Source organism: Falsihalocynthiibacter sp. BN13B15 (assembly GCF_041205415.1).
Taxonomy (GTDB): Bacteria; Pseudomonadota; Alphaproteobacteria; order Rhodobacterales; family Rhodobacteraceae; genus Falsihalocynthiibacter; species Falsihalocynthiibacter arcticus.
On record NZ_JBGFCE010000044.1, the window covers coordinates 1 to 3193 of the forward strand.

3 protein-coding genes are annotated in these 3193 nt (G+C 54.5%); 1 reads left to right on the forward strand and 2 read right to left on the reverse strand.

Going from position 1 to position 3193, the window contains the following annotated elements:
• Positions 1–1420, forward strand: a 1420-nt coding sequence (locus tag AB9F26_RS21990) for a CocE/NonD family hydrolase (protein WP_369769094.1), incomplete at its 5' end; no start/stop codon positions are given.
• On the opposite strand, the gene AB9F26_RS21995 is transcribed toward AB9F26_RS21990, so the two are convergent.
• The gene (locus tag AB9F26_RS21995) at positions 1402–2511 is read right to left on the reverse strand and encodes a glycosyltransferase (protein WP_369769095.1); all 1110 of its coding nucleotides are present in this window, start codon (positions 2509–2511) and stop codon (positions 1402–1404) included. The two genes, AB9F26_RS21990 and AB9F26_RS21995, sit on opposite strands and share 19 nt — an antisense overlap.
• Positions 2512–2523: 12 nt before the next feature.
• Positions 2524–3193 (reverse strand): CpsD/CapB family tyrosine-protein kinase (locus AB9F26_RS22000; RefSeq protein ID WP_369769096.1); only part of this gene is annotated, 670 nt, incomplete at its 5' end.

The following is a 3193-nucleotide window of genomic DNA, read 5'->3' on the forward strand; positions in this document are numbered from 1 at the left end:
CCACTCCGGTTCGGACGGAGTGGCAACATTTGATTTGATTACAGCGCAGCCTTGGTCGAATGGCCGAGTTGGTACGCTGGGCTGTTCTGCATTGGGCGAGGCGCAATTGATGTTGGCGGCGCAGGCCCATCCCGCGCATCGGGCAATGGTGCCGATTGCGGCTGGCGGAGCGATTGGCAGTCTTGATGGCAGTCATTCCTATTTTAGTACGTTTGAAGGGGGCGTCTTTGGACTGGCAACTGGGGCTGGATGGTTTGGGGAGCAGGGGGGCAAAACGCCTGCGCGTTCAGGCGCAATCCCCACGGACCCAGCACGTGCGTTGCCGCATCTACCATTAATTGATGTGGTCCGCCAAATGCGTTCTGATTCAACAGATTATGAGGCATTTTTAATGTCTTTTGAAAACTCAGATTTTTGGCGAAATGCCGGATATGTAACTGGAGCGGAGCCCTTTGCTACCCCCGCCTTGTTTATTGATACGTGGCATGATCCTGGCATTCGCTCGACGTTGCAATTGGCACAGGCGGTTGCTCAGAAGGCCGTCGAAACACGCACCATAATCGCCGCAGGAACCCATTGCGGCTATCTGGGGAGTGATCAGGACACGCTTGTTGGAGATTTGGCGGTGGAGTTTGAGGTTCCATTTGGATTTGTGGAGACCATCATCTCATTCCTGTCGCAACATTTAGCGGATGGTCCGGCGCTGGAGTTGCCAGAATTGAGTTATTTTTCATTGGTCGAAAATAAGTGGCGCGGCGCATCGGATTGGCCGCCTAAAGGCGCGGAGGAAGTGTCGTTTTATCTGTCGGAGGGGCAGGTCTTGGACTCGCAGCATCCTACGGAAGAAACCCAAGCATGGCAGTTTAGATCTGATCCAATGAACCCCGTTCCTTCCGTGGGTGGGGCGTTGTGTTGCACGGGGGACCCCGATGCGCTCGAAGGACCCGTTTTCCAAAACTCGATTGAGGGGCGGGACGACCTGCTGTTGTTCACTTCCGCGCCCTTAAAGAATCTGTTGCTGTTGGCGGGTCCCATTCGGGCCACATTGCAGGTTTCGGCGGATGTCCTTGATACCGACCTTGTGCTTCGCTTGACCGACGTGGACCCACAGGGACGGTCGCTCCTGTTACAGGAAGGTGCGTTGCGGATGCGATACCGCGCAGGTGTGGAACACCCCGAATTGATGGAGCCGGGGCAGACCTATGGCGTGACAATCGAAATGCGCGATATCGCTTATTTGCTGCGAGCGGGGCACCGGCTGCGCTTGCATGTTGCTGGCAGCAGCTTTCCGCGTTTGGAGCGAAACCTGAATACGGGCGGGGCGAACTGGGATGAGACCCAAGGTATTTCGGCAAATATCACCATTCACAGCGATGCCGCACGGCCTTCCTCCGTGACGGTTTATGTTTTGGATGAATGATCCGCAAGCACCTGTTCAACGACAGCGGAAAACTCTCGGCGGAACCGCTCGGCACCAAAACCGCTGGCGTGGGCATGGATTTGGACGGGATCAAAGGTGCTCTCAACGGCTTCGAAACTGTCCAGAACATCATTGATTGCGGACGTATCTTGCCGGTCAAAGAACAGTCCTGTTTTGCCTTCAACGACACTGTCGCGCGCGCCACCTCGTCCATAGGCAAGAACTGGTGTGCCACAGGCCATTGCCTCGACTGGAACAATGCCAAAATCTTCTTCTGCTGGGAAAATGAGAGCCTTAGCCGTTTGATAAAGGTGGGGTAAGTCATCATTTTCAACCCGCCCCAGCAAGGTGACATTCGGTGGCAGGTCGCGCTCTAGTTCGGAGCGTTGGCTGCCGTCGCCGACCACAATCAGCCGTCTGTTTTGTCCGCGAAATGCTTCGATTACAAGATCCGCGCGCTTGTATGGCACCAGCTGGGATACAAAAAGGTAGGTTTCGCGCGGGGAGTCAGCTTTGGGCAGTCTGTAGGCTTCAAGATCAACGGGGGGATGCACGACACAGGCGTCGCGGTTGTAATAGGCGCGGATGCGACGCGCGACGAAATTGGAATTGGCAACGAAACAGTCTACCCGTGCGGCGGTCGTCACGTCCCAGATGCGCAAACGATGGGCGAGGCGGGAAAAGTAAGCCAGACTCAAACGCCCGAGACGGCTGCTGTAGGACGGATAATGATCCCAAATGTAGCGCATTGGAGAGTGGACGTAGCAGATATGTGGCGCGTGGGGCGGGGCGATGACGCCCTTGGCGGGGCCGCTTTCCGAAGAGATGACCAAATCGTAGGCGCTTAGGTCCAACTCCTCGAGCGCGCGGGGCATAAAGCCGAGATACTTTTGGTAATGTTTGCGCGCGCCAGGCAAGCGGGACACTGATGTTTGGAAAATGCGTTGGCCTGCCAACAAAGGCGACAATGCCTCCACGTCTGCCACGTGGGTAAAGATGTCAGCGTCAGGGTAGAGGCGGATAAACTCTTCGAGAACCCTTTCGCCGCCGCGCATTCCAACGAGCCAATAATGGATGATGGCAACTTTCATCGCTTGCTCTCTCTAATAGGTATTGGAATACAGGTCGGCCTCGCGGGCCGCTAAGTCTGACCGACGCACCATGGTCAGCACGGTTCCAACAATGTTAGCGTCGCCGTCTTTGAGACGTCGGATAGCATTTCGCACTGTTTTCGTCCGCGTCTTGTTACACCTTACCGTAAACAACGTGGCATCCGCTCGATGCGCCAAAACAAGTGCGTCTGCGAGATGCATTACGGGTGGAGCGTTAATGATGATATGGTCATACTTTTTCGACATGAAAGACAACAACGTACCAAGCCGCGGCGATAGAAGGAGTTCTGCCGCGTCATGCGATGGTTGTACCGGAGAAATGACGTCTGCATTGATGATGTCAGAATGTATCACCAAGTTTTTTTCTACAGCTTCCCCATTCAGGTACTTACTGAGGCATTGGGCCTCTTGTTTCAGCTGCAAAACGCTGCGCAGATCGGGTCTGCGCAAGTCGGCGTCTATTAATAATACATTTTTTCCCGAATTGTTAAGTATGCGCCCAAGCGCGCAACAAAGCGATGTTTTCCCTTCGTTGGGAGCCGAGGAGGTAACCAAGATAATCTTTGGTTTTTTGGATCGGGAAATATCGAAAAGGGCGGTTCGGATACCGCGAACATGCTCCATATAATTAGAACTTCCGCCAGCCGACAACTCTTTTCGC